At 46.4% G+C, this 21,716-nt stretch carries 19 protein-coding genes and 1 tRNA gene; 8 read left to right on the top strand and 12 right to left on the bottom strand.

Annotation, left to right across the window (positions count from 1 at the left end; all coding sequences use genetic code 11):
- Positions 1–11 precede the first annotated feature (11 nt).
- Together OM978_RS09870 and OM978_RS09865 are read right to left on the bottom strand one after the other, a co-directional pair.
- Entirely contained in the window at positions 12–275 is a 264-nt protein-coding gene (locus OM978_RS09870) for a type II toxin-antitoxin system Phd/YefM family antitoxin (RefSeq protein WP_264346714.1), read from the bottom strand.
- A 96-nt stretch (positions 276–371) separates the two neighbouring features.
- Entirely contained in the window at positions 372–602 is a 231-nt protein-coding gene (locus tag OM978_RS09865; protein WP_264346713.1) for a helix-turn-helix domain-containing protein, read from the bottom strand.
- Positions 603–706: 104 nt separating this feature from the next.
- Between OM978_RS09865 and OM978_RS09860 the strand changes: the two genes are divergently transcribed.
- From OM978_RS09860 to OM978_RS09850, 3 genes are read left to right on the top strand one after another with little or no spacing between them, the layout of a single operon-like run.
- Positions 707–943 carry a hypothetical protein gene (locus tag OM978_RS09860; protein WP_264346712.1) on the top strand — a complete coding sequence of 79 codons (237 nt, stop codon included), beginning with the start codon at positions 707–709 and terminating at the stop codon, positions 941–943.
- A complete protein-coding gene (locus OM978_RS09855) occupies positions 864–2,132 on the top strand; it encodes a site-specific integrase (RefSeq protein ID WP_264346711.1) in 1,269 nt (422 codons plus the stop codon). The genes OM978_RS09860 and OM978_RS09855 overlap by 80 nt, the downstream gene beginning before the upstream one ends.
- A 15-nt stretch (positions 2,133–2,147) precedes the next feature.
- The gene (locus OM978_RS09850) at positions 2,148–2,540 is read left to right on the top strand and encodes a hypothetical protein (protein ID WP_264346710.1); all 393 of its coding nucleotides are present in this window, start codon (positions 2,148–2,150) and stop codon (positions 2,538–2,540) included.
- Positions 2,541–2,795: 255 nt separating this feature from the next.
- On the opposite strand, the gene OM978_RS09845 is transcribed toward OM978_RS09850, so the two are convergent.
- From OM978_RS09845 to OM978_RS09815, 7 genes are all read right to left on the bottom strand, one after another.
- Positions 2,796–3,029: a hypothetical protein gene (locus OM978_RS09845; protein WP_264346709.1), complete on the bottom strand. Its 234-nt coding sequence runs from the start codon at positions 3,027–3,029 to the stop codon at positions 2,796–2,798.
- A 262-nt stretch (positions 3,030–3,291) separates the two neighbouring features.
- Entirely contained in the window at positions 3,292–3,483 is a 192-nt protein-coding gene (locus OM978_RS09840) for a hypothetical protein (RefSeq protein WP_264346708.1), read from the bottom strand.
- A 688-nt stretch (positions 3,484–4,171) separates the two neighbouring features.
- Positions 4,172–4,248, bottom strand: a tRNA-Val gene (locus OM978_RS09835).
- Between the two features lie 111 nt (positions 4,249–4,359).
- Positions 4,360–5,199, bottom strand: a complete 840-nt coding sequence (locus tag OM978_RS09830) for a DUF4434 domain-containing protein (protein ID WP_264346707.1) — start codon at positions 5,197–5,199, stop codon at positions 4,360–4,362.
- A 17-nt stretch (positions 5,200–5,216) separates the two neighbouring features.
- Complete coding sequence (locus OM978_RS09825) at positions 5,217–8,255, bottom strand: NfrA family protein (RefSeq protein WP_264346706.1); 3,039 nt, start codon at positions 8,253–8,255, stop codon at positions 5,217–5,219.
- Positions 8,252–10,477: a glycosyl transferase family protein gene (locus OM978_RS09820; protein WP_264346705.1), complete on the bottom strand. Its 2,226-nt coding sequence runs from the start codon at positions 10,475–10,477 to the stop codon at positions 8,252–8,254. The genes OM978_RS09825 and OM978_RS09820 overlap by 4 nt, the downstream gene beginning before the upstream one ends.
- A gap of 218 nt (positions 10,478–10,695) precedes the next feature.
- On the bottom strand, positions 10,696–10,920 hold the full coding sequence (locus tag OM978_RS09815; protein ID WP_264346704.1) for a bacteriophage N4 adsorption protein A: 225 nt from the start codon (positions 10,918–10,920) through the stop codon (positions 10,696–10,698).
- 105 nt (positions 10,921–11,025) lie between these two features.
- Between OM978_RS09815 and OM978_RS09810 the strand changes: the two genes are divergently transcribed.
- Positions 11,026–11,433: a GNAT family N-acetyltransferase gene (locus OM978_RS09810; RefSeq protein WP_264346703.1), complete on the top strand. Its 408-nt coding sequence runs from the start codon at positions 11,026–11,028 to the stop codon at positions 11,431–11,433.
- Here OM978_RS09810 and OM978_RS09805 read toward each other — a convergent pair.
- Positions 11,430–12,704 (bottom strand): ectonucleotide pyrophosphatase/phosphodiesterase, encoded by a 1,275-nt coding sequence (locus tag OM978_RS09805; protein ID WP_264346702.1) that lies wholly within the window; start codon positions 12,702–12,704, stop codon positions 11,430–11,432. The genes OM978_RS09810 and OM978_RS09805 overlap by 4 nt on opposite strands.
- Before the next feature lie 136 nt (positions 12,705–12,840).
- Entirely contained in the window at positions 12,841–13,902 is a 1,062-nt protein-coding gene (locus OM978_RS09800; protein ID WP_264346701.1) for a Fic family protein, read from the bottom strand.
- A gap of 228 nt (positions 13,903–14,130) precedes the next feature.
- On the opposite strand from OM978_RS09800, the gene OM978_RS09795 reads away from it, so the two are divergent.
- The gene (locus tag OM978_RS09795; RefSeq protein WP_264346700.1) at positions 14,131–17,214 is read left to right on the top strand and encodes an EAL domain-containing protein; all 3,084 of its coding nucleotides are present in this window, start codon (positions 14,131–14,133) and stop codon (positions 17,212–17,214) included.
- On the opposite strand, the gene OM978_RS09790 is transcribed toward OM978_RS09795, so the two are convergent.
- Positions 17,164–18,483, bottom strand: coding sequence for a 3-oxoacyl-ACP reductase (locus OM978_RS09790; RefSeq protein WP_264346699.1), 1,320 nt, complete (start codon positions 18,481–18,483; stop codon positions 17,164–17,166). The genes OM978_RS09795 and OM978_RS09790 overlap by 51 nt on opposite strands.
- Positions 18,484–18,613: 130 nt before the next feature.
- On the opposite strand from OM978_RS09790, the gene OM978_RS09785 reads away from it, so the two are divergent.
- The 3 genes from OM978_RS09785 (at position 18,614) to OM978_RS09775 (ending at position 21,613) form a co-directional block, all read left to right on the top strand.
- Positions 18,614–19,153, top strand: coding sequence for a sigma-70 family RNA polymerase sigma factor (locus OM978_RS09785; RefSeq protein WP_264346698.1), 540 nt, complete (start codon positions 18,614–18,616; stop codon positions 19,151–19,153).
- Positions 19,150–19,830, top strand: a complete 681-nt coding sequence (locus OM978_RS09780; RefSeq protein ID WP_264346697.1) for an anti-sigma factor domain-containing protein — start codon at positions 19,150–19,152, stop codon at positions 19,828–19,830. The genes OM978_RS09785 and OM978_RS09780 overlap by 4 nt, the downstream gene beginning before the upstream one ends.
- Before the next feature lie 187 nt (positions 19,831–20,017).
- Positions 20,018–21,613, top strand: a complete 1,596-nt coding sequence (locus OM978_RS09775) for a DUF4331 domain-containing protein (protein WP_264346696.1) — start codon at positions 20,018–20,020, stop codon at positions 21,611–21,613.
- Positions 21,614–21,716: the final 103 nt, after the last annotated feature.

The raw sequence follows: 21,716 nt of genomic DNA, 5'->3' as shown, positions 1-21,716 counted from the left end.
TTTGCTGACGGTCAAACTGTAGGTTTTGAAAAGCCTTCGCCTAAAAACAAAGCCGTAACTTCTTCATTTTTATCATCGATAGTATCGGGCAGGACAAAGGCGTTTTTAGCTATTCCAATGCGTGCGAAGGTATCGCTAGATGTGGTGAGACCTACTAACTTTGCCACCGGCTTGCCATCTTTTAAGATAATAATTTCATCTTGTTGCTTGTTTTCGATGGCAGTAATTAGGCTAGACAGCTGAGACTTAGCTTTAGAAAGATTAACTACAAGCATCAATCACCCTCTGCTCATATTGGCTTTGTATACACAATAGATGTCCGAATTTAAAAACTAAGCCACCGGAAAAAAACTGTACACAGCGCCCTACCCTCAATCACCTTCAGGCACATACACCATTAAGTCTTCAACACGGCAATTAAAGTACTTACACAAAGCTTCGATAGCTGACGTTGTTGTTGAATGACGAACAGCCGGGTTCAACATTTTTGACAATGTGGTTCTGTTTACACCCGTCGTCTCAGACACCTCAGTCAAGGTGATTTTCCTCAACTCTTTGCGCTCTTTCTCAGCGACCAGTTCTTTTATACGAAAAATAATCATCACTAAATGCCAAATACAACATCAAATGTTCTTTGACAGAACAAATGAAATGATTTATATTGTTCTTACTGAGAACAAATGTTCCACAGAAGAGCGAGGTGTTTATGTCTACTACGTTGTTAAGCGCTAAAGAGCTGGCTGAACGAATCAAGTTTAGCCCAGTTTATATCAACAAGTCACTGAGAGACAGTGTGTTTTTAGAAGGAGTTCACTACATCAGACCATTTAACGGCAGGAAGATCTTGTACATCTGGGAAAGGATTGAAGAAACCATGTACCAAAGCGCAGTGCGCAATCGGGTTTACATTCCTATGGCTAACGGGAGAATTTGTCATGGCTAGTATTGGCGTAAGAAATAACAAGCTGGTAGTCGACTTCAGGCACTTTGATGTGCGCTGCAGGGAACAAACTGAGTTAGAGGACAACCCGACTAACAGGAGAAAACTGGAGAAATTAATCAAAACCATTGAAGGAGATATGCGGCTGGATTGCTTTGTCTACCGTGACTACTTTCCTGGATCTGCGAAAGCTAAACAGTTTGCGCGACATGACGACGAAGCGTCCAAACGAAAGGCGGAGTGTTTTAGTCACTACCAACCAAGTGTAGCCAAAACGGATCATGTCTTGTTTCAAAGCTTTGCGGATGAGTGGTATGAAGAAAATGCTGTGCGCTGGAAAAATAGCTATCAGCAAACCATTTCTTTCATTTTAAAAAGCTATCTGAAACCTGAATTTGGCACAGTCCCGATGAATTTGATAACCAAGGCTGACATTCTGAAATTTCGCGCCCGGCTTGGCAAAGAAAAAGACGATGGCAAAAAGTTATCTGCCGATTTTGTCAATCATGTGATGACACCACTACGCATGATTTTAGCTGAGGCAGCCGACCGCCATGGCTTTCGTACGCCGTTTGAAAACATTAAGCCACTGAGGGTTGATAAAACTGATGTGGAGCCCTTTTCGCTGGAAGAAGTGAAGCTGATCATCGATGAAGTACGTGAGGACTTTAAACCTTATTTCACAGTGCGCTTTTTCACGGGAATGCGTACTTCAGAATCGGATGGCTTGAAATGGAAATATGTCGACTTCGACCGTCGAATCATTTTGGTTCGGGAAACTAATGTGAACGGTTTTATGGAAACCACAAAAACATTAGGGTCATACCGCGAAATTCAAATGTCGTCCCTGGTCTATGAGGCGCTAAAACTACAACAGCACATTTCTGGCAAGCGCAGCGAATTTGTGTTTTGCACTTCGAAAGGCACTCCGCTGGATCATCGTAACGTACGTGACCGTATCTGGAAGCCGCTGTTAGAGCGCTTAGGTCTAACCTACAGACGGCCTTATCAGACACGCCATACCGCTGCAACGCTTTGGTTAGCTGCTGGTGAAGCTCCTGAATGGATTGCCCGTCAAATGGGCCATTCAACCACAAAAATGCTGTTTGAAATATACAGCCGCTTTGTTCCTAACCTGACTCGTCAGGATGGCAGCGCCATGGAACGCTTATTAAATGAAAACCAAATCTAAAAGGAAAACTTGACCATGAATCAAACAATTAGCCCAATTTCAATTCACACTACCAGTTTGTGCCTGGATGTGATCTACTCACCGCAATTTTATTACACTGAAACCAAAGACGTGATGGCGATGACCGACAACATTCAAGAGTTGATCCGCAACCGCTGCATCGACGACAAACTTTATCTGGATGATGTAGAAGTGGTAAGCAGAACACTGGCACACAAAGCCGTGCTCATTTTGATCAACTACCAGTTCACAGTGCAAAAGCCTGTACCACATCAGATTTTAAAAGACCTGCAAGGGTGTCTGGAGTCGACGTTAAAGCGAAGAAAGGTGGATACAAAGCGGCTGACACAACAAGCATTGGCAGCAAGACAAGCCTATATCAAGCGTTCAAGTTCAAGAGCGGATTAAACTGAGTTGAGTTCATTTACTGGCTAAAGCTGTTATCAAATACAACTGCCAATTTTTACACAGAGCAGGATAAACAGTACAACTACCACGTTCCAGTAAAGCAACCAGAAAGCAGTAATACCTGACAACACCTTCCCCTAGTTTGGGGTTTCTATTCCAACTCAGTCGTTACTATGAGTCACTCAGTTGTTCATCCATTTTCTGCCGGGAACGCCATAAGCATACCATTGGCCACATTTCGAAGAATACTGAGCCTTATTCTATACAGACGTCTTGAGTGACAAGTGGAATAACACGCGTCAAATTTCCTGCAGATGCAATTTCAGCATCGGTTAGAGTTTGGTCTACGTGCTTGTGCAGCGAAATTGCTGTCGTGTTATCTAATTTTTCGCAAAGCAAAATGTCGCCTACGGCGAAGTTAAGTTCCTGACAAAAGTCATCAGGAAGAGGTAATTGATTGTTGCTGTCGAGTTCAACTTTGTATTTCATGGTTACCCCTTAAATTATCCAAAGAGTATATTTTCGAACAGAGAACTGTTTTTTTGATGGATGCCCCTAAGGCGGCAGAGTGAAATAGTATGTTGATTTATCGGTTGAAAGCAAAGACTCATCTTAAAAACAGCTACAAACCGAGTTATGTGACATAGCGATGAGGTTATCTGTATGGATAAGACACTATGGCATTAGTGGGCATTACTAGCTGCACTATCTGTGCAAATCAAAACTTGGAGTCTCAACTAACACTTCATAGTTATTCGCTGTTACCCCACTCCTTCGCTGTGGGTGATGCCAGAAGTGCGCAATAAAAAGGGGCATGATCAAGCCCTGCAAGCAATTGATCCTCAGTAAACCGCTTTTTTGTGCCACAAAGAATTGACTCATGAGCGGTTCTCTCATTTTCCAATGCTTCTGCAACATCTGATGTTTTTCCTAAAGTATTCACAACTCCCCCATGACCCTACGCATCCATCGTCCAACAATCGTTCTATCCACTACTCTTTATCATCATAGGCGTTACTAACCATCGCGACAATTCGATATGACGGTATCGAGAGAGGGCATTCACTAGTTGCAAGAAGCCAAGCCGTCAGCCCATCACTTTATCCCTTCCTGCCAGAAGACAAAGGCTCATGCTGACGGCTCGCTTGGTTCAAGTGTATTCAATAGAGGGGCAACCTGGCAAGACGGTGTTGGAAAGCCTTTGAACTGATTTGGTAGAACAGCTGTAGTTGGGTAATTTCAATGTCATCCAGATCTGTCCTGACAGTTCCCAAAACAGACCAACCGTTCAATAAACAAGCATTTTTGACGTTTATCCCAACTTTTTCGGTGACCACGGCAATTTTACCCATTATAGGTCAATCAATGAATTCAATAAGTTACAAATGTAAAAATGACGTTTTTCCTATTTTTTTCGGTGACCAAAATCATTTTACCTTTTTAAGGAAATCGGTATAGGGGTCAGAAAAACATAAGAGTCAGAAGATTTTTTGGAAGTCGTGGTCACGGTTTGGTCACCGTTTGGTCACCGACGCAACAAATGAACAATATTAGAGTATTTGCCCTGAAAAATTTGATTGGAGTTTTGAGAAAAAATGCTTAATTTACAAGGGCTTCGAGTGAGGAAAAATTGGTGCGTCCTAGTGGACTCGAACCACCGACCCCTACCATGTCAAGGTAGTGCTCTAACCAACTGAGCTAAGGACGCATTGCTGTGTTGCAACGAAGTCGTCACAACGGGCGCTATGTTATGCAGCCACTGCTTTGCTTGCAAGCACTTTTTTTAAAAGCGCTGTTGTTTGCTGTTATTTTAAACGCTTCAATGCGTTATGACGGTTTCTTGCGGGTCTGCTAAAGGAAGTTTGCCTGCAGCTGCAGACATATAACGCAATTCAAAATAAATCACAGGATGACAACTGTCAGCTTGTGTTTGCTTTTCCGCTTCAGTTAAAGCGCGGGCCTGGAACACTTCTCCCGGTTTGGAGCTTTGCCGAAATTGCTCCCGGATCAGCGGTATAGTGCAAGGCAGTTGTTGTAACAACTCCTGCCGCTTCTGTTCTGAAACCAGAGCAGCACCGGCTCCATCCTGCACCCAAAGCTGTAAACTGTCACTTTGCAACTGACGAGCTGATGCCAGCCAGTTTTTAACCGGAACTTTGCCATTAAAATACAAACTGATAGCTACAGGTTTATCTAATACTTCACTTAAACCTTTGAGTTCTCGGCTTAACCAGGTCAGATAAGAGGCCGATACAAAATCTGTATCGTTCAGCTCCATCGGTAAATACCAACCTTTAAGCTGAAGTAGTGGCTGTTGTTTTAACAAACTCAGCCAGTGGCGCCGCACTTGTAAAGACAACAGCATTTGCTGTTTAAAATACGCCTGCTTCTGTGCCTCAGCACTGTCTATTTTTTTAAAATAATCAGGGTCAGCATACAAACCAAGCCACAGCGGGATCTTTAATTGTTGCACCGCGGAAAATAACGCAGCAGAAGGTCCTAGTGGATCAAAGAATTTGACCTCGCCATGTTGCCCCCACTGCAACGCAAGCTCCGTCATGCCCTGCTGTTGCGCTGCACTTAAGATCTGCAGCCACTGCTCTGTACTAACGTTCTTGTCTCGTAATAAGGGCTGATAAAAGACAATCCCCGCCCACACTTTAGCTGGGCCTAAAATTAATACTGATAAGACAGCTGCAAAGATAAAGCGTGCTGATCCTTGCTTAAATCGCCCGCCATTTGATACTGCCATTCAAGGTTCATCTCCAATTTATGCCGGTAAGCATCATAGTGCGTTTCACCCAAACCAATTCGTGACTGCAGGCCCAATCCAGTGGTCCACTGCCAGCCTTCAGCATTCAGATTGGTATCCAGTGCCTTTTGTTTTCGGTAGTCCAGCTGGCTTAACACATAAGCACGTGTGACCTGAAACAGGCTATCGTCGTAACGAACCACCTTGCCTTGTTCAAACTTAGACTGCAACAGAATTTGACCATCCACAGGCCAATAGACAGCGTCGACAAATAACTTACGCTCGCGCCAGTGGTCCTGCTCTGGTTGCCATTCAGATTGCCATTTACCCTGATTCAGAAAATCGCCGGTTAAACGCACCAGAGCACGCCAGTCTCCCTCACCTAAAGGGTATTGTTGCAATGCCGCGCTTAACCATAAGTTGGTATGCTTCAGAGGCTTATAGGCCGCACCAAACTCCTGGCCAAAGTTGCGATAATACTGCTCACTACTGCCATTGGCCGATACTTGCAGGTACAAACTCTGGTCACGCTTTAATGTATCGGTAAAGTGTTCCAGTCGCACTGAGGCTTCGTTACGCACGGGATCCAGATCAGGAGCCTGCTGTGCAGCACTGCCAAGCACCGTCAGACTGGCACCATGGCGTAACGCAGTACTGGCTGTCAGCTGCCAGTTTTTAGCTATGGTCTGATGGTAGCGTTTTAAGCGATACAATTCTGTTTTACTCAGCGCATTTTGTTTTTCAGCTTGGTGCTGGCGGTCAATCGACTGCTTTAACCAATACAAAGTGTCTTCGGCATCCTGCTCTTCAGCTGATAAATAAGCCACTTGCCCGGCAATAGCGACATCGTTGTCATATTGAGGTTGTTTTGCGGCATAACGCAGGTGTGCCAAAGCTTCTTTGTTGCGTTTCATGCCCACCAACAAGTAGCCGTAGCCTGCATGTAACTCAGCCTGCTCAGGCGCTTTTGCAAGAGCGGCGCGCCAGGCTTGTTCGGCCGCCGGAAAGTTGTGCATCGCCTGATAAATCCAGGCTTTTTGCAAATGCAATCTGACCCATTGCTCTTTGTCAGTCCGGACTATTTTGTTCAGATAGACCAAAGCGGCTTCATTTTGCTGCTGCTTGCGTTTTAACGCCGCAGCTTCCAGATACCAGCTGGCCTGATCAGCACAAGATGCTAACAAGTACTGCTCGCCTTTTTCCAGTTCATCCAACTCAAGCGCCAGCTGCGCTGTGTTCTGTCTATCTTCATCAGATAACACATTGAGATCTAAAGAAGTAAAGGATAAAAATGCAGCAGCAGGGTCATTTAATTTTTGCTGCAAATAAGCAATATTCAACACATCTGTGTCTTGCCCCTGCAACTGATAGGCTTTTTGCCAGTGCAATAAAGCAAACTCTGCATTTTGCTCTTCCTGGCATAACGCCAGGCTACGCCAGCCCGATGCAGTATTGGCTTTGCCCGACAAAATAGTCAGGGTTTTATCGCAGCGCCCGGTCAGACGCCACAGTTCAGCGCGCTCAGCAGCCAGCACAGTCCAACTGTCAGTTTTTGCTAATACCACTGCATCTATGGGGTGTTGCTGTTTTAATAGTTCCAATACCCGCTCTGGCAATACGCTCTTTTGTTGAGATTCAGCATCAAAAGGCAAAGCTTTTGCCAGGATTTGCATCGCCTTGTCTGACTCTCCCGCCAAAATGTACTGGTAACTCAACTCATCCAGCGTAGGCGTACTGGCTTTATACTGATGCAGCTTCTGCATAGACTGCATTTTCACAGGCCCTGCAGGCAAGGCCTGAGCGCTTGCCAATACCAGCTCGTACTGAGCTGATTGTTTTGGATCGTCCAACAGCTGTTGCAATACTTGTTGATATTGCCCGGCAGAGAGCCGTTTTTGTGCGACCAGACGGCGTTGCTGCGCCTGTAAATGCTCAGCAGCCAGATACTCTTGACTGATTTCATCAGCACTCAGCCATTTCTCAGCATACACCAGCCAGCTATCAGGGTTATCAACAGATGGGCATTGCAGAAACAAGGCTTTCGCCTGATGCTCTTCGCCGGCTTGCATATACAAATCAATACGTTGCCAACAATTAAGTTGCAGCTGCTCGGCTAACTCAAAAGCCATTTGCCAGTTTTTCTGCAACAGAGCCCACTGTAACTTTTGCTGTTTTTCATCCGGAGTTAACTGATGATAAGTTTCTATAAAGTCAAAACTTGTCAATGCAGCAGTCCAGTCCTGCAAAGCGATTTGTTGCTGCAACAACTGACGGTAATACATCAGCGCCGCTTCAGATTTTGGCTCTGACTCAATCAGTAAAAACGCCTGATCGGCCTGCCCTGTTTGCACCAATGCCATCACCAGCCTGGTTTTGTCTTCTTCAGATAACTGGGAGTCCTCTAAAGACGATAAATCACGAATAACCTGATCAGTCAGACGTAAGGATTCAGCCAACGCAGCATGTAATTTCAGCACCTCTGCAGGAAGCGGCCTTTTTGTTGCCAGCCACTGGTAGGCCTGTTGCTCTTGTTTTAATGCAATAAGCCTGGAGCTTACAAGCCTGGCTATCTCCAGTTGATCCTTTGCATTGAGCGCAGGCCAGAGCACATCTAGCCCGGCCAAGTCAGGTAACGACTGTTTTTGTAATTGCAACTCAAGCAAAAGTGGATATAAACCCTGCTGCTCTGACTGAGGGATTTGTTGCAATGTCGATGTAGCAGCGGCAACATCTTTCGCTTCAATCTGATAACGAAACAACAATGCCAATAACTCTGGCTGCGTAGGTACCAGAGCCAGTGCTTTATTGATTTCGGCAATAGCCCCTGTTACATCGTCTTTTTGCTGTAAACGGTAAGCTTTCTCAATGTAAGGGTAAGTGCGGAACTTCTGATAATCCGTCATCGCTTCAGCAGAAACAGACGCAGTGAAAACCAGTAGAAATACAACCAATATCCGTATCAAACTACAGCCTCCTGCCGTTGATTTATCAATTCAGGGGCTAATTCCTGCACCAACTGCTGTATGGTTTTACGCCGTTGCTGTTGTAGCTTGACCACTTGTGCCAGATTTTCTGTAGTGACAATGCCCTCCTGGATCAAATAGTCACCTAAACGCAAACCACTCTGATGGTCAAAACTAATCAGCACCTGATTGACCACAGCGGGTTCCAACAAGGCAGCCTGTACTAAAGCGTCACCAAAAGACAACTGACTGGCCAGATAACTTTGAGTCAGGATCAGCAGATCAGATTCGCTGATCACACCTTGCGCTAAGCACTGCTGCAGATACAGATCCGGGTTCAGATTCTCTTCCTGTCTGTACCAATGCCGCACGCCTAAACTGACAACACCATAAGCACAAATACACAACTGCACTTTAAAACCGGTCTGACGTTCAATTTGGGATAAAGCCACAGGAGACAGTTGGCTTTCCCGCACTAGGGTTAAGACGCCATTCTGAAGTTTGACTGGTAACACCATATATTTCAGCGCCAGCCGTTCAGGCAAGCGGCTGATAAGCTCTGCATCTAAAGCAAAAGGGTCGGTTTCAACATAAGGTAATTCCAATTGCTCGGCCACAGCCTTACCCAATTGAGTGGGGGTCAGCATGCCTAATCTTAATAAGGACTGTCCCAGCCTCTCACCTTTTTGTTGCTGCTCTAAACCAAAATCCAGCTCTTGTTGCGACAAGGTCCCTTGCGCAACCAGAATTGAACCAATGGAGCGGGTCGCGCGGCTCTGACTGATGCTTGGATATTCATGAGAGGTCTTATCCCAGGCGACACGACGCGGATCACCATGTTGTAATACCTGCTTCCAGGCGCGCACATTGGCGAAAAAGTTAATCACATTGCCCCACAGTTGACGAGGCACAGACAACAATGCCTGCCCTATGCCGTAATACCGGCGCACAAACACCATACGCTGAAATAAACGGTTGATAAAAAAGATGAAGTTCAGGCCGAGCAAGGTTTGAACCAAAGGGTCATCAACAAAAATAGATAAAAAGTGATAGCCATCAGCCACCAGTTGATCGTACAACCAGAACAGGCATAACTGCGCAAAAATCAAGGTGGAAATAAAGCTGACAAAATAGGTAATCACACCTTTGCGATCACGCCATAAGAAGTAATTTAACCGCCAGTCATCAACCCAACGGTGGGTTTTAAAGCCCTGAAACACAATACCTATGATCCAGCGACTTTTTTGCCTGACAGCCGTATGAAAGGTCTCAGGAAAATACTCACGCACACAAACTACGTTACCATCACTTTTACTGCGACTGCGGCTCGTTTCGGCGTGGCGGGCCAACGCATTATCTGTCACTGGGAAGCGAACAAAAATTTCTTCCATCCCCCAGTGTTTAAGCCGGAAACCTATGTCGTAGTCTTCTGTTAAAGACTGCACGTCAAAAGGTAAACCATCCCCTTCTTGTGATAATTTGATAATAGCGCGACGACTAAAACAGGTTCCTACTCCAGCGCTTGGTACCTGCCCAACCATAGACTCGCGTACGACAACATCTTTGCCATGGCTTTCAGAGAACTCGTCCAGATAATGGCCAGAGGTAAAAGCAAAAGGACCTTTAGCAAAAGGGTATACCGGCAGTTGGATTAAATCCTTTTTCGGCAACAGATAATTAAACAGCCGCAATTCCATAGCCGACACCACATCTTCAGCATCATGTAAGACAAAACCTGCGAATTTCACTTGGGTGCGGCGCTCAAAATCCAGAATAGAGGTAATAATATTGTTCAGACAATCCGCTTTGCTGGTGGGACCTGGTCGTGCACATACCACCTTGTGTACATGAGGAAAACGGGCGCATGCCGCGTCAACATCAGCCTGAGTGGCGGGGTCATTCGGATAGGTACCGACAAAAATCTGGTAATTTTCGTAGTCCAGCTCAGCAGCTGCAAATTCAGCCATCTTGCCAACCACCCCAACCTCTTGCCAGGCCGGCACCATAATAGCTATGGGATGCTCTTTTAGATGAAACAGTTCCTGCTCGTCAAACTTCTTGGTTTTTCGATAAAAACGAAAATAACGCCCCCAATGCCGCGCCCAGTAATACAGGTCAATAAAGACATCATCCAGCGCAAACACCAGAAGCAATATCATCAGCACAACCACTATATAACGCAGCAGATAAAGATAATTCGCGAGCAGATCGACCAGCAGCATTTCCACACCATGACAAGCTATTTCTAGCGAGCTAAAAACCAGATATGGAATAGATCTTACCGGCAAGTTTCATATTTATCAATTTAAATATTAAAGTGATACATTATCGCCTGCATGTATCACTTTAATGTGACATAAGTGAAAAATATGAATCTACATGTGTTTTTCTAAATGATCCCTCGTTTTTGGCTGAAAAAAACCGTCCGTCATAACTTTTGTTAATACTGATAAGACAGCTGCAACGATAAAGCGTGCTGATCCTCGCTTAAATCACCTGCCAATTGATACTGCCATTCAAGGTTCATCTCCAGTTTATGCCGGTAAGCGTCATAATGCGTTTCACCCAAACCAAAACGTGTTTGTACACCCAGCCCTGCGGTTTTGTAGCTATAACCATCCTCCATCTGGCCAGTAAATAGCATCGACAAACAACTTACGCTCACCGCCAGTGATCCTGATCTGGTTGCTAAAACAGTCAGGCAGCCAGTGTTTATAGGCACTGCCTCATCATGCTATAGTGCAGCTTTCCGGCTTTTTGAGATAAAACTGTGATCTTTACCCCTGTTCATACCCACGAATTTGCCGATCTGGCCAAACAAAAAATTGCTGAATTTAATGCGCTGCACTGGGACGCTTCAAAGAGACAGCAACTGGGATTAAAACTGGAAAATGAAAAGGGTGAACTTGTCGCCGCTTTAGCTGGCCGTACTTTTGGCAATTGGTTTTATCTGGAATCTTTGTGGTTGGATGAAACAGTTCGGGGAAAAGGCGTAGGGTCAAGCCTATTGGCTGAAGCTGAAAATATAGCAAGGGCACGTGGTTGCAGCTTTGTAATCCTCGATACGCTGGATTTTCAGGCCCAGCCTTTTTATCAGCGACATGGCTACAAGGTCGAGTGGACTCAGCCCAACTACCCTTTTACCGGCTGCAAGCATTTTATGACCAAACAACTTTAGTCTGCTGACAACACCTTCCTATACTCAGCCTTTAACACTGTCTCTGACCAGTGCGGATCACCATCATTTGCAGCAGGTTGAATAGCTAAAATACGACACATCAGGTTATAGAGTTCAATATTGGCAAAAGTCGGAATTTGACGTCCTGCGCTAAAAGCAGGACCGTGACCAATAAAAATAGCCTGCATAGCCGGACTATTATTATCATAACCGTGGCTGCCGGTGACCACACTGCGGCCTGGTGTTTCCAGCCATGCTTGCTGCTTATGTTTTTGCATTAAGCGCCAACCTGGTTCAGGAACAACCAGCAAAGGCGCAATACGTTTGCTGTTTTGATAGTGCCAGCGCTTTGGTAACTCCGACTTCTTATACACAGTGGCTTGGGGTGGCAACGAGGTTTTGAGCTGCCGATAAATTGGCTCCAGTTCACCTGCTTTAGGAAAAATCGATACTATTTCAGGTGTCCACAGCACCAAAGCAGCCTTCTTTTCATCAAACAGCTGATCCAATTCAATCACCTGATGCTCCGGCACTTTGGCCATACCATGGTCTGAGACCAGCATCAGATTAGTGGAATGCATTAAGCCTCTTTGTTCAAGTCCGGCAACTAACACCCCAAGCGCCTGATCAACATCAGCAATAGCAGCTGCGACATGCTCCGATTCAGGTCCATAAGCATGACCCGCATCATCAACAGAACTGAAGTACAAGGTCAAAAATCGGGGGCGTTTTTCCACTGGCAAATCCAACCAGGCCAATACCGACTTGACTCTGTCGATATTACTGACAGAACCGTCATAAGCCTGCCACAGGCCAGGCCGTACCCCTTTAATCGCAGCTTCTGATCCGGGGAAAAAATAGGTGCCGGTTTTTACGCCCTGCTTCTCCGCGGTGACCCAAACAGGCTCACCCAACCACCAGCGGCCATTCCTCACTTCTTCGTGTTTGTTCAGCCGAAACACGGCATCAAAATCGGCATCGTAAATATTGTTTTCAACTATGCCATGATGAGCCGGATACAAACCTGTGGCTATGCTGTAGTGATTCGGGAAAGTTTTGGTAGGAAATGCCGGCTGCATGCTGACTGCTGTCACACCACCTTGTGCCAACCGCTGTAATACAGGGGCTTTGTAGCGCTGCAGATAATGCTGCGCAAAACCATCAACAGAGATCAGTATCAAACTGTCGGCTTGTGATTTCGGCTTTAAATCAGCGCTGTAAACACTCAGACTGACAGCTAAACCACACAAAACCAGAAAAAAACTACGCACCGGAGCATCCTGTCTACACCCAAAAAATAGCAGTGTACCCAGACGGCCTTTCTGACAAATGACAAAACCGACCAGAGGTAAAAAAAATGCTATCAGCCGCAGTAAAAACCGGTTTTTGTTGGTAATAAAATGTGTCTTAGGCCACAACCTGCCAGCGCCCGCCTTTGGCAGGACCAGTACGCACCAGCTTGCCTTCGGCTTTTAACTTTGCAAGTTGTTTTTCTATGGCTCTGGAGCTCAACCCCAATTCATCGGCAATAGTTTTGGCACTTAATCTGTTGTCTTTTTTCAGTTTTTTCAAAATCTGATCTTCGGTTTTATACCAGGGTCCAGGCGTTTTACTTTTCACTTTTTGCGCTTTTAACTGCACAAACTGTGATAAATTCACTAGCGGTTGATCCGGCAGAACTACGTTCTGAGTGGCGCTGCTTTGACCTAATTGCTGCAATTCAGCCACCAAAGATTCTTGTATACTGCGCAGCATAAACAGAATAAAACTGGTTGCATCATATTTAGGTGCAGCTTGTCGTAAGGTTTTCTGATAGTCACGCGCTTTTTCTTTCAGTACTGCAGTAAAAGGCAGATAAGCCATAGATGGCTGCCACTGAATTAAAATCAACTGCTGCCATAAACGACACAAACGACCATTGCCATCAGAAAATGGATGAATATAAGCCAGCTGATAATGCATCAGGCAAGAAGAGATCAACGGATGGAGCTGTTCATGCTGCTGTCCGGCAAAAAGCTCATCCACCAAAGCCTCAACTTTAGAAGGTGCAGGTGGCATATGCACCAGCTTATGATCTTCATATACTCCGGCGCCCTGCTGCCGATACTGCCCTGCATCAGAAACAACAGTTGCCATAAAGGTAGCATGAGCCCGACGTAAGTCGGTGCTTTGATAAGGCTTAAGACTATCCAGTTGCTGGAGCAAGGCCAGTGCGTTTTTGGCCTGTCGTATGTCCTGCACCAAGGCGACCACTCGTTTACCAGCGGCAAGCTCCTGTAACTGCACCACAGACAAAGAATTGTGATCCAGCGCCAGGCTGGCCTGCAAGGCGCGATGCTGGAGCACCAAGCCTTGTTGCGATGAAATCAAAGCAATACGCTCAGTCCATTCAGTCAGTAATACTTCTATATGCTGCATTAACTCAGACATGTCTGAGTCTGGCTGATAAAAGCTCCGATATATGTCCATGGCGCAACCACCTGTTTTATTCAGTGTATCTGTTTTATTGACCCAGTAAGACTAATAGAGGTTCACTGAAAAAACAAAGTGTTAGCTATTTTTGAGCAGTTTTTCTAAATTTTTATAAATAAAACTGCAAAAACAGAACATTACAGCTTGCTTTCGCTATTCGGCTCAATAACTATTGAGGCAGAACACACAGGCAACTTACAGCTTGCATTTGAACAGCTGAACAGAGTGAAAGCAGGAGTTTTTGTGCAGGTAAGGCGTTATACCACTTCTGAATTGACGCTGCGATTTTGGGCAGCATTTGCATTGCTATTAACTTTTAGTGCAATTTTTGTTGCCTATGTCTATGCAGAAAAACGTATTGATCAAGCCAATGATCAGAGAGTGTATTCATTAAAAATAATTGGTGAGCTACGGCAATCCTCTGATGATTTAACCCGTATGGTACGAAGTTACATAGCCACAGGCGAACATCGTTACAAAAACTACTTTAATGAAATTATCGCTATTCGTAATGGTCAATCAGCACGGCCTGTAAATTACCACCAAGTGTACTGGGATTTAGTCAGTGATGAAAATCCAAGACCCCGACCTGCTGGCTCTCGTGTCGCTTTATTGGACTTGATGAGAGCCTCAGGTTTTACTGCCACAGAACTGGCGGCATTACAGGAAGCCAAAATTCAATCTGATGCGTTGGCGCTGACCGAGCTCAAAGCCATGCAATTATTGGAACGGCCTGAAACCGATCTGGCGCAAAAAGACAAAAATAAACAACAGGCTCTGCTTGCCGTTTTTGACAACAATTATCATCACGCCAAAATTTCCATTATGCAGCCTATCGCCACTGTATACAGTCTGGTGGATGCACGCACTGCAGACGAAGTGGAAGACGCAATGTTTTATGCATTGGTGATGCGTATTCTATTTATTTTATCTGGCTTGCTGCTGTTTTATTCACTCTGGGATATCAAACGCGTACATAACAGTATTCTGGGTGCCTCCGTCAGTCATTTGTACGAACAAATCAAAGCTATGGGCCGTGGGGAAGTGCTGCAAAGTTCTGAGCTACGAAAAGCTAAACCTGGCAGTATTATGAGCTGGCTGGGTGCAACGCAACTTCGTCTGAACAGCTCCATTCAGGAACGCCAAACCCTGATCCATACCCTGCAGCAAAAGGAGCAGTACCAGCGAACTCTAATCGACAGCATCCCTTTTGTTGTCTGGTTAAAAGATATTCATGGGCGTTATCTGGAAGTAAACCAAAAGTTTGCGGAGCAATTTCAGGACAAAGAGATCGGCGAGCTGGTGGGAAAAACAGATGCACAGCTGTTTGATGCGCAGCGCGCTTTAAGCCACGTGGTACACGATAAACAAGTGCTGGCATCCGGGCAGCCTCAGGTGATCCAGTCTCAGCATAAAATTGAGGCTGAACAACACTGGTTCGAAACCTATAAAGCACCCGTTTTGGTTGATGGTGACTATGTAGGGACTGTGGGTTTATCTCGTGATATTACGCTGGAACATACTGCAGATAATAAGCTTCGCTTGTCCGCCAGCGTGTTCACCCATGCCCGTGAAGGCATTATGATCACTGACCCCTTGGGCGTCATCATTGACGTCAATCAGGCTTTTACCGAGATCACAGGGTACAGCGCTAAACAGGCCATAGGTTGCACACCCCGTTTGCTCCAGTCTGAGCATCAGGATGAACTCACCTTCAGTACTATGTGGCAAAACTTACAGCAGCAAGGGTTCTGGTCAGGCGAACTCTGGAGTCGCAAAGCTTCAGGCGAAGATTATTTCCAAAGTTTAACTTTAAGTGCGGTGCTGGATGATAAAGGTCAATTGCAACATCATGTTGGACTGTTTTCGGATATCACCAATCAGTATCAGCAACAGCAATATCTGGAGAAAATAGCACTTTACGATGGCATGACAGGCTTACCCAACCGTAGCGCTTTAACCCAACAATTGCAGCTGCTACTAAAAAAATCCAGCAAAGAGAATATGTTAGCCGTTGCCTATCTGGACTTGGATGGTTTTAAAGAAATTAATGACCGCCACGGTCATGAAACAGGCGACCAGTTTTTAGTTGCCTTGTCCGAGCGTTTACAAGCGCAATTGGGAGAAGAAGAGCTGCTCGCCCGTATTGGTGGCGATGAATTTGTCGTGCTGCTGCCGCAGCTTTGCGATAAAAAGGCAGGCCTTGCCAAAATACAACAACTGCTGGACGTGGTGGCAAAGCCACTGAAAATAGATGAATGGATGCTGTCGGTGTCGGCCAGTATAGGCCTGACCTTTTATCCTCAAGCTGATACTACAGAAGCGGAACAGCTGATACGCCAGGCCGATCATGCCATGTATCAGGCTAAACAGGACGGTAAAAACCGCTGTCATTTATTTGATACCGACTACGCCCGCAGTTTGCGTGGGCATCAGGAAACCATACTGGAAATTCGTCAGGGTCTGGCGCAAAAGCAGTTCAGGTTGTTTTATCAGCCCAAAGTGAATATGCACACAGGTGAAGTGATAGGAGCTGAGGCCCTGATCCGCTGGCTACATCCACAAAAAGGTATGGTGGCTCCGGCTTTGTTTCTGCCCGCAATAGAGCAGCATAGTCTGGGTGTAGAGTTAGGCTATTGGGTCATCGAAGAGGCATTACGACAACTGGCTGAATGGCAACGTCAGGGTATGACTATACCTGTCAGTGTCAATATCTCTGCTTATCACTTGCAGCAGCTGGATTTCGTTAATCGCCTGCAGCTGTTACTGCATTTTTATTCTGATGTCCCTGCTTCGTTATTGCAGCTGGAAATTTTAGAAACCAGCGCGCTGAATGATTTAACTCATGTGCAAGCTGTGATGCAGGCCTGTATCCGCAGTGGTGTCAGTTTTGCGCTGGACGATTTTGGTACAGGCTATTCGTCTTTGACCTACTTAAAACGACTACCTGCAACAGTATTAAAAATCGACCAGAGTTTTGTCCGCGATATGTTAGTCGACCCGGATGATTTAGCCATCCTTAAAGGTATTATTGTGCTGGCCAATGAGTTTAAACGCGAAATTGTGGCCGAAGGTGTTGAAACCACAGAACATGGCGAGTTATTACTACAATTAGGTTGTACTCATGCGCAGGGCTATGGCATAGCCCGCCCTATGCCTGCAGAGCAGTTTATGCCATGGAAAAAAGCCTGGATGCCGCCTGACGTATGGGCAGCTGCTTGTGTCGGTTCTGCTGCGAATGGCCCTGGTACTAATGGATCAAGCACCAATAAAACACTGACCACAGACTCTAAGCACAGAGCCGTTTAAACCCGCAGCATCTGGCCGCGCAAAAAAAGCCACGGCCAAAGCCACATCTTCAGGCACTCCAGCCTGATTCAGGGAATTAAGTCTGCGCCCTACTTCGCGGGGAATAGCTGGCATAGCCGCTGTCATTTGAGTTTCAATAAAACCAGGGGCTATGGCGTTAAAAGTAATGCCCCACTGATTTTGTGTCGCCATAAACTGGCAATATCCCACCAAAGCGGCTTTTGAACTGGCATAGTTGGTCTGACCTTTTTGTCCGGCTAAACCATTCATTGATGAGAGCAGCACTACCCTGCCTTCGGTTTGGATCTGTTGCCTTTCCAGCAGCATTGTATTGATACGCTGCACAGCACGCAGATTGATATCAAGAGTTTGAGTCCACTGTGTTTCCGTCATGCGATGGAATAATTTATCGCGGGTAATACCGGCATTGTGGACCAGAATATCCAACTTTATTCCTTCTTGTGTCAGCCAATCACTGACTAGTTCAGCACTAGTGGCCTGACTGATATCCAGTAACAGAGGTTTGCCCTCTAACTGCTGCATCAAGGCAACCAGCGCCTGTTCTGCTTGCGGAATATCCAGCCCTATCACTTTAGCGCCCTGCTCTGTCAGCGTTTTCGCTATAGCAGCACCTATGCCACGGGCCGCACCTGTCACCAAGGCGGTTTTACCTTGTAGTGGTTTTTGCCAAGAGTTCACTTGCGTGATTTTTGCCGCACGCACAGATACTACTTGCCCAGTCACATAAGCCGAAGCTTTAGACAGAAAAAATTCAGCCACAGGCAACAGGCTCTGCTGCACGCCCTGATCTAATGATAATAAGTTTGCTGTACTGCCAAAACGTCCAAGTTCTTTTGCAATGGAGCGGGTAAAGCCTGATAAAGCCCCAGCAGCTGCGGCTGCATCGGCATCTGCTGCATGCAACACTGACCGCGCAAGCACAATAAAACGACCATTCTTCGCTAAACGGGGCAACACAGAGTGTAATTGCTGCCAGAGTAAATCAAGTTGTGCAGTACTTTGCAGTGCTGTGCCATCAAAAATAATGACCTGTAGTGGCTGCTCTGAACTCTCATCAAAACGAATATCCGGCAAAGCGCTCAGATGCTGGCGTAACAGCACACTGTGTTCTGATGTTTTGCCACACAGCAGCACAGTGCCGCTAAAACACTGCTCTTCGCCTGAAGCACGTTGCAAAGCAGTGGCCTGCGGCACACCACACCAGCGGCCCACTGCAGAATCTAATAAAGCTGTTACCCAGGATGACATACCAGCGCCTTGTTATTTCGGTTGGCGGCTATCTTAGCGGCAACAAAAAAGTTTCACCAGAGTGCATCCAAAGCGCTGTGCCGGTCGTAGCTGATATAGATGTCAAAGTAACGGAGTGGAAAAATAACAAATGGGACCACAGGAACAGTTGATCCAATGGCTTCAAGCCACTGCACAGGGCGATAAAAGCGCCTTTGCACAACTTTATAAAGCAACATCAGGAAAACTTTTTGCCGTAAGCCTGCAATTGCTCAGACGTCGGGACTGGGCGGAAGATGTATTGCAGGATGCCTTTGTCCGCATCTGGCACAATGCGTCAGATTATCATACCGACAAAGGCACAGTGATGACCTGGATGATCAGTATCACACGTTACCGGGCCTTGGATCTGATCAAAACCCGACAATTTAAAGCCGAACATATAGAGCTGGATCCGGACTGGAGCCCGGACGATAACGAGGGGGAGTCTGTCAGCCTGGTCAGGGAAAAGGTCAAGCTGGATGACTGTATGTCTGCATTGGAGGCTGAGCATCGTCAGTCTATTTATTTGGCTTTTGTAAACGGCCTTACACATCACGAAATCACAAGCCATACCGGCGCGCCTTTAGGTTCAGTCAAAAGTTGGATCCGCCGGGGATTAGCCCGCTTAAAGAGGTGTCTTGAAGCATGAATTATTTACAACAAGAACGGCTGGACGCCTTAAGTGTGAACTATGTACTCGGGGGCATGAGGGGCAAAGCCAGGCAAAGGTTTCAGCGGCTATTGATGCAACAGCAACAAGCTCGTGAGTCGGTATGGCGCTGGGAACAACATTTAAATCCACTGGCAGAGTCTTTGCCGGCGGTAGAGCCTGATGAGAGTCTGTGGCAAAAGCTGCAACAACGCCTAGGCTGGCAAACCGCAGAGGTGGTGCAACTAAAACCCAGCAGTAACTGGCTTCATCCGGCAAACTGGGTTGCAGTGGCTGCTGCCGCTTGTCTGGCTCTGGTGTTACTACTGCCTCCTCCGGCTACAGCACCAGTGGAGCTGGCCGTGATCCAAACCAAAGAGGCGAAAGCCTTGTGGTTAGTTTCAAAACAAGGGGACACAGTGGTACTGCAAGCCACTGCTGCTGTGCCTGCCGATCCGGCGCATGATTATGAACTCTGGATGCTACCGACCTCAGGCCAACCCCCTATTTCACTGGGGTTATTACCACAAAGTGGCAAAGCCAGTTATCCATGGCCAAAAGCTGCGGCAGGTTTAATGGTGGCGGTCCTTGCGGTCAGTTTAGAACCTAAAGGAGGCTCACCTACAGGGCAGCCGACCGGAGTTGTGCTGCACACCAGCGAATTAATGACACTCTGACTTGAGTGATGAATTTTGTTATTGAATAAGAACGGAGCCATCAGGTTCCGTTTTTTTATGCCTGTTTGTCCTGTTTTTCTCAGCCGCTAAAACGGCCTGAAAAAAATAATTTATTTATTTTCTTTTTGCTGCATCCAAAAAAAACACTTTGTCGTTACTCCCTCTGCAACATCAACAGAGGAATACAATGATGAAACTACAAAAGACCATAAGCACCATCAGTCTCGCCGTCGCGATTGCCTTATCAGGTATGGCTCAGGCATCCAGTCACAGGGAGGCTCCAAATATTACCCGCCTGCCAACACTCGATTCGACCGACTTTTACGTATTTAACAGTTACGAAGCTGGGCGAGCTGGTTATGTCACTGTGCTTGCAAACTATATCCCGCTGCAGGACCCACAAGGCGGACCTAACTACTTTGCGCTCGACCCTGCGGCTGTGTATAGCATCCACATCGATAACACCGGGGATGCGTTAGAAGATCTGACCTTCCAGTTCCGCTTTAGCCAGCAACTGGCCAATGACAACATGGGAGTAAAACTTCCTATAGGTCCGGCCGACAACCAAAAAATGGTTGCTGTACCACTGAAAAACGTCGGTGCTATCAGTGCAGGTAACTCTGCGGCATTAAACTTTATCGAAACCTATCAATTAAGTCTGGTGACAGGTCCGCAGCAAAGCGGCACTAAAACCGCCTTAAGTTCAGGCTCTGCTGACGGTAGTTTTACCAAACCTTACGATTATATTGGCGAAAAAACCTTCGGTAACAGCGCAGCGTACCAAAGTTATGCCAATCAATACATGTACGAAGCCAGCTTGCCAGGCTGTGAAGCTAAAGCCCGTGTTTTTGTCGGACAGCGTAAAGATCCTTTTGTTGTAAACCTGGGTGAAACTTTCGATTTAGTGAATTATGTTCCGGTTGAAGGCGACAGTGCTCCTGGTGCAGCTGATGATGCTGGCTTCCCAGGTGGTATTACACAAAACTCAGCCAATGATGATTTACGCGGTAAAAATGTCACCACACTGGCATTGGAACTGCCAACCTCTTGTATCACAGGAACCGGTAACGGTGTGATTGGAGCCTGGACCACAGCCAGTCTGCCACAAGCGAGGATCTTAAACCCCAATCCGGCTTTTGATAACACAGAAGTCAATGGCGGCGCTTTAGTGCAGGTTTCGCGTTTAAGTAACCCGCTGGTGAATGAGCTGGTCATAGGTGTGGCGGATAAAGATAAATTCTCAGCCAGTCACCCGAAAGACGATGGTCAGTTTGCCGACTATGTGACCCATCCTAGCTTACCCGCTCTGCTGAACGTGCTGTTTAAAGACGCTGTCAATGCAACGCTGGGCACCAGCATCGAGGATTTAGCACCCACCAATTTTCCACGCAACGACTTAGTGACGGCATTTTTAACAGGTGTGCCTGGTGTGAATCAGTTAAGTACAGTCACGCCGTCTGAAATGCTGCGGTTAAATACGGCCATAGCGGCTACGCCAGCAGCCAGTCAATCTGCTTTTGGTGTTGCAGGCAACGATTTAGCTGGTTTCCCTAATGGTCGTCGCCCTGGTGATGATGTAGTTGATATTGCGCTGCGGGTCATGATGGGCGCTTTGTGTCATGACATTCCGGTCAATGGCACACCGACTAATCTGGGACTCTGTGAACCTGCAGATGCGGCCGTAGGTAATGTGCCTTTTACAGATGGTGCTCCGCTGGATGCCAGCATGATAGACAGCAGTTTCCCCTATTTACGTGCACCACTGGCTGGTTCACCTAACTAAGAAGGAGCTGGATAATGCGTAAATTAATATGGCTTTTCCCTTTAGTGTTTTTATCCGCTTGTGGTTCTGACGACAAAAAAATTCGGCACCTGTATTTGCTGAA

This window comes from Rheinheimera sp. MM224 (assembly GCF_947090785.1).
Taxonomy (GTDB): Bacteria; Pseudomonadota; Gammaproteobacteria; order Enterobacterales; family Alteromonadaceae; genus Pararheinheimera.
This window is presented reverse-complemented; position numbering and strand designations above follow the sequence as displayed.

Excerpts from the sequence above, each read along its gene's own strand:
- OM978_RS09870 (WP_264346714.1), bottom strand. The coding sequence starts at position 275 with ATGCTTGTAGTTAATCTTTCTAAAGCTAAGTCTCAGCTGTCTAGCCTA.
- OM978_RS09865 (WP_264346713.1), bottom strand. The coding sequence starts at position 602 with ATGATTATTTTTCGTATAAAAGAACTGGTCGCTGAGAAAGAGCGCAAA.
- OM978_RS09860 (WP_264346712.1), top strand. The coding sequence starts at position 707 with ATGTCTACTACGTTGTTAAGCGCTAAAGAGCTGGCTGAACGAATCAAG.
- OM978_RS09850 (WP_264346710.1), top strand. The coding sequence starts at position 2,148 with ATGAATCAAACAATTAGCCCAATTTCAATTCACACTACCAGTTTGTGC.
- OM978_RS09845 (WP_264346709.1), bottom strand. The coding sequence starts at position 3,029 with ATGAAATACAAAGTTGAACTCGACAGCAACAATCAATTACCTCTTCCT.
- OM978_RS09820 (WP_264346705.1), bottom strand. The coding sequence starts at position 10,477 with ATGCTGCTGGTCGATCTGCTCGCGAATTATCTTTATCTGCTGCGTTAT.
- OM978_RS09800 (WP_264346701.1), bottom strand. The coding sequence starts at position 13,902 with ATGGACATATATCGGAGCTTTTATCAGCCAGACTCAGACATGTCTGAG.
- OM978_RS09790 (WP_264346699.1), bottom strand. The coding sequence starts at position 18,483 with ATGTCATCCTGGGTAACAGCTTTATTAGATTCTGCAGTGGGCCGCTGG.
- OM978_RS09785 (WP_264346698.1), top strand. The coding sequence starts at position 18,614 with ATGGGACCACAGGAACAGTTGATCCAATGGCTTCAAGCCACTGCACAG.
- OM978_RS09780 (WP_264346697.1), top strand. The coding sequence starts at position 19,150 with ATGAATTATTTACAACAAGAACGGCTGGACGCCTTAAGTGTGAACTAT.
- OM978_RS09775 (WP_264346696.1), top strand. The coding sequence starts at position 20,018 with ATGATGAAACTACAAAAGACCATAAGCACCATCAGTCTCGCCGTCGCG.